The following is a 6,370-nucleotide window of genomic DNA, read 5'->3' on the forward strand; positions in this document are numbered from 1 at the left end:
AGATGAATTTAATTTGTTTATTGTAATGCTGGTACCTGGCATGCGTTCATGCCGTACGCGGTTTTTTATTTGGTTAACGGATGCTTGCTTTGAGTGGTTTCCTCCAGTTGAAACCTGAGGACCGGCCCGGGCGAAACACCTTATTTTTCCAAGCATTTTGGAAGGTAGGCAAATGTACAATTTTTACCCCTTTTTGGCAATGCCTCCACAATATAGATAGGATGGACCGAAATATTGTTTCGCCAGATTGGTGATTTCTACCTATCGCTCCACAGCCCACAGGTTTTGGTGGGCGCTTCCCCAGCAGGTTACCTTCCTCAGATTGGGGATGCGGGGCAGGCATTGCTCAACCATAGAAGCCCCGAAGTACTCGTACCCGCAGCGGTAGTTATCCATGTACAGAATGTCACCTCCCGTATTATCAGCCAGGCAGGCGTACTCTGCAAAAGCATTGGTGTTGCTTTCTGTAGCGTCCAGAAAGGTAAGGATATTGATCGTGATTTTGCGTTGCGACAATTGGGCTGCCCAGTCGCAGATATCATCTCCGTTGGCATTGCAAACGTTGGCCCCGTCACTAATGAGAAAGATAGACTTCCGGGTTTGGTTATCCGTAGAAAACAACTCAGGGCTGGCCTGCAGGCGCTCCAATAAGGGTGTGGTCCCATTGGGTACTAAAAAGCGTAACCGATAGCGCATATCGTATCTGCTCAGGGCGCCCACCGCATCCCAGGCCTTGGGCTCCGTCCAGCAGTCTCCGTCGATACTGCCCAGGCCCAGCTGTGTAGTCTCCGGCAGGCTATCCAGAATAAACAGGGCGGTTTGCTTCATGACATCAAAGCGGGTCGCACCCATACAGGGAACCTTTTCCATGACCATCGACCCGGACAGGTCGAGCAGGAAAAGCAGCTCTTCGTAATTGGTGAATTCCAGGGTCCGGTCGGTATTGCCCGGCAGTTCGCCCACCGGCTCCGGGCCCGCGGAGTCTTGCTGTGCGTAGTAGTCTTTGAGCCCTTCCATACCAAGGGTGTCCCTGACCAAAAAGTAATTGTAGAGTGCGGTGGCGTTTTTCGTATCGTACTTTACAGCCTGATCAAAAAACTTCAGGGAGCGGATCAGGTCGCGCCGGTGCACATGATAGTGCCACCCCAGGGTATCGCTGCCGTGGTCACTGCCGCCCTGATTGAGCATCGTTGCGTAGCCCAGCGCGTTGTAGTAAATACTCAGCCGTTTGGCATCCCCTAGTTTTTGCTGTAGTTCGATACTTTCCTCCAGGGGCTGCAAGGCGCCCCCGGCCCGGTCGGCATACAACAAGACCATCCCTTTCAGAAAACTGCGGGTGGCAAGCTTTTGTGCCCCGTCCGGATCATCGGAGGAGAGTAGAATGTCGCTTTTTTGCAGCAGGCTCAAGCCTTCATCTGCCCGGTCCACCCGGCTCAGGCCCAGCGCCAGGGAAAGGGTAAAGTTGTAGTTTTCGGGAATAATGTTGTGGGCTTTCTCGAATTGTCTGACCGCCCGGTCGTATTGGGCTTCCGAATACAGCAGCATGCCTTTGTAGTGCGCCCGGAAAGCCGCTTTCTGCCGGTTGCTTTCTGGTGAGAGCAAAAGCAGCATTAAGGGAAAAATCAATAAAACACTATACTTGATCGCCATGAATGTAGTATCGTTCTGCTCAAAAGCCGGAATCTATTGCCGTGCCGGTATTTATGCTCAGGCCATCTCCGCCAGTTCCATCCAGCGCAGCTCCATTTCTTCCAGTTCTTCGTTCAAAGCGCTGAGCTCTTTGGACAAATCTGTGATTTGCTCCGTGCTCAGGCTGGTGTCATTGAATTGCTCGGTCAGTTCAGTCTTTCTTTCTTCGAGCTTTAGGATTTTCTTTTCCACCCGCTTCAGCTCTTTGCGCTCCTCCTGGCTCAACGCGGTTGCCTTGGATTTGGGCTTGGGGGCGGAGGGGGTTGCCGCTTCTTCGGCTTTCGCCAAACGGGCTTTTTCACGGTCTTCTTCTTTTTTGACCTCCCGGTACTGCGTGTAGCTGCCAGGGAAATCCCGGATTTTGCCCTCCCCTTCAAAGACGAAGAGGTGCTCCACGATCTTGTCCATGAAGTAGCGGTCGTGAGAGACAATCAGGACGCAGCCAGGGAACTCCAGCAGAAAGTCTTCCAGCACGTTGAGTGTCATAATGTCCAGGTCATTGGTCGGCTCATCCAGGATGAGGAAGTTGGGGTTGGCCATCAGCACCGTGAGCAGGTACAGGCGGCGGCGTTCTCCACCACTGAGCTGGGAAACATAAACCTGCTGCTGTTTGCGGTTGAACATGAAGCGTTCAAGCAATTGCGGCGCGGTCAGTTTTTGGCCCTTCTCCAAAGGGATAAACTCGGCGATATCCTGCACCACATCAATCACCCGTTGGTTTTCGGATAGCTGTATACCATCTTGGGTGTAGTACCCAAAGACCGTATTGCCCCCTACCACTACCTTGCCGCTGTCTGTGCGTGTTTCCTGCGTCAGCAGTTTCAGAAAAGTAGTCTTCCCGACTCCGTTGGGGCCAACGATCCCTGCACGCTCCCCTTTACGGAATTTATAGCTAAAGCCGTCTACCAGCACTTTATCTTCATAAGACTTGCTGATGTTATGGGCTTCCAGTACCTTTTTACCCAGCCGCTGCCCCTTGATATCGATCTTCATCTCTTCATCAATACGCTGTTGAGAGACTTCATCATTGAGCCCGTGGAAGGCATCCACCCTGGACTTTGCTTTGGTGCCCCGGGCTTTTGGCATACGGCGTACCCACTCCAGCTCGCGCTGCAGCAACTTCTTGTTTTTTTCCAGGGTCGATGTCTCTACCTGATGGCGGGTGGTTTTCTTTTCCAGAAAATCACTGTAATTGCCCGTATAGCGGTAGAGCTCGCCTAGGTCCAACTCCACGATGATATCACAAACGCGCTCCAGGAAATAACGGTCGTGCGTCACCATAAACAAGGTAATCCGAGGCTGCTGCAGGTACTCCTCCAGCCACTCTATCATGTCCAGGTCCAGGTGGTTTGTTGGCTCATCCAAGATGAGGAACTCAGGCTCTTCGATGATGAGTTTGGCCAGCGACAGGCGTTTCTTCTGGCCACCGGAGAGGTTCCGGACCAGCTTATTGAGGTCGCTGACTTCCAGCTTCGTCAGGATCTCCCGGATACGGGCCTCAAAATCCCAGGCCTTGAGGGCGTCCATCTTAGCGATGGCCTGATGCATCGCCTCGGTATCGTCCGGGAAGAGCATAGCATACTCGTAAGCCCGTACGGCCTTGATCATTTCATTATCAGAATCCAATACCGCTTCCAGGATTGTGTGCTCTTCAAAAAATACGGGATCCTGATTTAGGAAGCCGATACGGACATCCCGGTGGAGGTAGACCTTTGCCGTTTCTCCTTCGGGCGACTCCTCGCCGGCGATGACCCTTAGCAGTGTCGTTTTCCCCGAACCATTTTTGGCTACGAGCGCGATTTTCTGGCCCTGATTGACCTGCAGGGAAATATTGTCGAAGAGGACTTTCTCTCCGTACATCTTGGTAACATCTTCCAGGTTGAGGTAATTCACGCTTTCTGATTCGGTGAAGTAATGTGCAAAAGTACAAAAGACTTTAGGTGTTGGTACCTGTGCAGCAAAAAAACAGAGGCTTCCCTACTGTGGTAGAAAAGCCCCTTAAGAACGTATTGGTTTTAGAGCTTGTTGGGATTTCACCCTTTGGGCTGCTCTTATATTTTAGTGCTTCTTGATCATGTCGCGCATGATTGATAGCGTTTCTTTGATGTAAATATCTTTGGATACGCTCTCCAGCCACTCATCGTTACGGGCCTTTTTGGACTCATCGGCCTCAATTGCGGCCAGGTCTTCCTCGAGGTTGGCGATATTCTCCAGGACCACCTGATCCATGACACCATCAAACTCATCAGCCTGCCGTTGCCGCTCTTCACGCATCTCGCGGTAAGCGTCGAGTTGAAGCGGATAGGAAGACTCTTCCCGCTGCTGCTCCACCCGTTTGGCATTAGCCAGAATTTTCTGGAAGGCTTCATTCTCTTCGATACGCTTTTCGCTGTGGCGGCGCAGCTTGCTGAGGTTGTCCACCTTCAGTACATCCTGTTCGTATTCCACGGGGGCAATTTCGGTCCACTCCATGGCGTACTCCCGGTCGCGCTCGCCGGTTTTGATGTAGAAGAAGTTGTCCGGCAGGATAATATCCGGTGTCACGCCTTTGAGCTGCGTGGAGCCCCCGTTCACCCGGTAAAACTTCTGGGTGGTCAGTTTGATCTCCCCTAATGGCTTCAGTTCATTGAACCCGCGAATGGTGCGGTCGAGGTCGATAAAGCGCTGAACGGTACCCTTACCGAACGTAGACGGGCTGCCTACGATCACTGCACGCCCATAGTCCTGCAGGGCGGCTGCAAGAATCTCAGAAGCAGAAGCGCTATAGGAATTGACCATCACAATCAGTGGGCCGTCATACTGCACCCGGGCGTCTACATCCTTGAGTACTTCCGGTTCAGAAATCCGGGACTTTACCTGTACGATAGGCCCTTTCTCGACAAACAGGCCGGTCATTTTGACCACGTCCCGCAGAGAACCGCCTCCGTTGTAGCGGAGGTCGAGGATAATACCATCTACATTTTTCGCTTTCAGCTTTTCTATTTCTGTGGCTACATCCTTGGAGCAGAAGCGGCCGTTTTTGTTTTGGAAGTCAGCGTAAAAAGAAGGCAGCAGAATATAGCCAATACGCTCATTCATATCTTCTCCGCCTTCCAGAATGAGAGATTTGGCAAACTGCTCTTCCAGTACCACTACGTCACGGGTGATGGTGATGTCCTTAATGGTACCATCCAGTTTTTTGACGGTAAGGGTCACTTTGGTGCCTTTGTCGCCACGGATGAGCTGCACCACATCATTGATCACCATACCGGCAATATCGACCGGTTCTTGTTCGTCCTCCTGCTTAACTTTAAGGATGAGGTCGTTTTCTTCCAGCCCTTTCTGTTTCCAGGCCGGGCCACCGACTACGATACGCATGACCTTAGTGTAGTCGTCTTCTGTGCGCAGGGTCGCACCGATACCTTCCAGCCGGCCACTGAAGCGGATGTTGAAGTTCTCTTTATCAATAGGCTGATAGTATTCAGAGTGTGGGTCGAAGATATGGGTAAAGGTGTTGAGATAGACGCTCAGGCGGTCTTCCCGCTTCAGCTTGCGCATGCGGGTGTACCAGTCGTCCAGAAATTCCCGGACCTCCCCGCGGGCTTCTGCCTCAATCGCTTCAAAGTCCATCGGTTCTTCTTCTTCTCCTTTCTTTTCTTCTTCCTCGGTTTTGCTCACGATGCGCTGAACCGTTTCGTACTTCAGGTACTTGCGCCAGTACTCCTGCAGTTCCTGATCATTCTTAGCGAATGGCTTTTTGTCGCCGTCGAGTTCGATGTTTTCGTCCACGCTGTAGTCAAAAGGCTTTTCCAGGGCTTGGTGATAATAAGCCTGGGTTTTGTCCAGTGCTGCTTCGAGCATCAGAACGGAAGCATCGAAGAACTCGAAAGTACCGTTCTCCGCCTGATCATCAATCTGATTGCGGTAACCTTCAAGCCTGCTAATATCCTCCTGCGTCAGGAACCGTCGTCCGCCATCGACCTGATCGAGGTAGAAGTCAAAAATCTGGCCTGAAAAATTATCGTCAATTTGCTTGGGCTGATAGTGCAACTGCCCAAAACCACTTAATACGGCTTTGACCAGGACCGCCTCCTTTTCAGCATTACTGGGTTGCGGATAGTAGGCAGCAGCTAGCAATGCGACCAACAAAACGGAGAAGAAAATCTGACCTCTGTACTTCATGATAAATTTCTTTATTGACATCCTAAGGGGTGCTTTCAAATTGAGAACTTGTCTAAGGGCTTAGAGCGTGTGGTGACTTTAGTAATCGGTCTATAAACCTGCTCTTATCCAGAATAAATATACTGCTTTCAACAACAAAAGTTGACCATCGTATTCCCAACGGTGTTGCTTTAACGCAATGGTAACAAATCTGGTGCCAGTTATTCAAAAGCTAACGAAAAAAACAAAGGATAAGTTGTGCCGACCCCAACGGCAACAGCCCCGGCGGGAAAATCCTACCGGGGCTGTTGCTAAATCTATACCTAAGAGCGTGTTGGGACTTTACACTTCGGGCTGCTCTTGCCAAATTTTGTCCTGCCCTTCGTTGTTCTTTGGTCACGTAGCTAAGCAGGCTGACCGAAAACACATTTTGGGTTAGTATGACGATAAGATACCATGCGTAAAAACGCAGCGGCATTTTGTGCTTTGCGCCCCAGGTTTTCTGTAAATACCAAGCATGGCAGGTTATCCGAGTGCCTGA

3 protein-coding genes are annotated in these 6,370 nt (G+C 51.1%); all 3 read right to left on the reverse strand.

Going from position 1 to position 6,370, the window contains the following annotated elements; genetic code table 11:
• Positions 1–261: 261 nt before the first annotated feature.
• On the reverse strand, positions 262–1,650 hold the full coding sequence (locus RIC19_RS07980) for a VWA domain-containing protein (protein WP_350177777.1): 1,389 nt from the start codon (positions 1,648–1,650) through the stop codon (positions 262–264).
• Between the two features lie 57 nt (positions 1,651–1,707).
• Complete coding sequence (locus RIC19_RS07985) at positions 1,708–3,582, reverse strand: ABC-F family ATP-binding cassette domain-containing protein (protein ID WP_350177778.1); 1,875 nt, start codon at positions 3,580–3,582, stop codon at positions 1,708–1,710.
• A 165-nt stretch (positions 3,583–3,747) separates the two neighbouring features.
• A complete protein-coding gene (locus tag RIC19_RS07990) occupies positions 3,748–5,850 on the reverse strand; it encodes a carboxy terminal-processing peptidase (protein ID WP_350177779.1) in 2,103 nt (700 codons plus the stop codon).
• Between the last annotated feature and the right edge of the window lie 520 nt (positions 5,851–6,370).

It is taken from the genome of Phaeodactylibacter sp., from assembly GCF_040219495.1.
Taxonomy (GTDB): domain Bacteria; phylum Bacteroidota; class Bacteroidia; order Chitinophagales; family Saprospiraceae; genus Phaeodactylibacter.

What these genes read in the sequence shown, in the direction of transcription:
- RIC19_RS07990 (WP_350177779.1), bottom strand. Translation starts at nt 5,850, where the DNA reads ATGAAGTACAGAGGTCAGATTTTCTTCTCCGTTTTGTTGGTCGCATTG.
- RIC19_RS07980 (WP_350177777.1), bottom strand. Translation starts at nt 1,650, where the DNA reads ATGGCGATCAAGTATAGTGTTTTATTGATTTTTCCCTTAATGCTGCTT.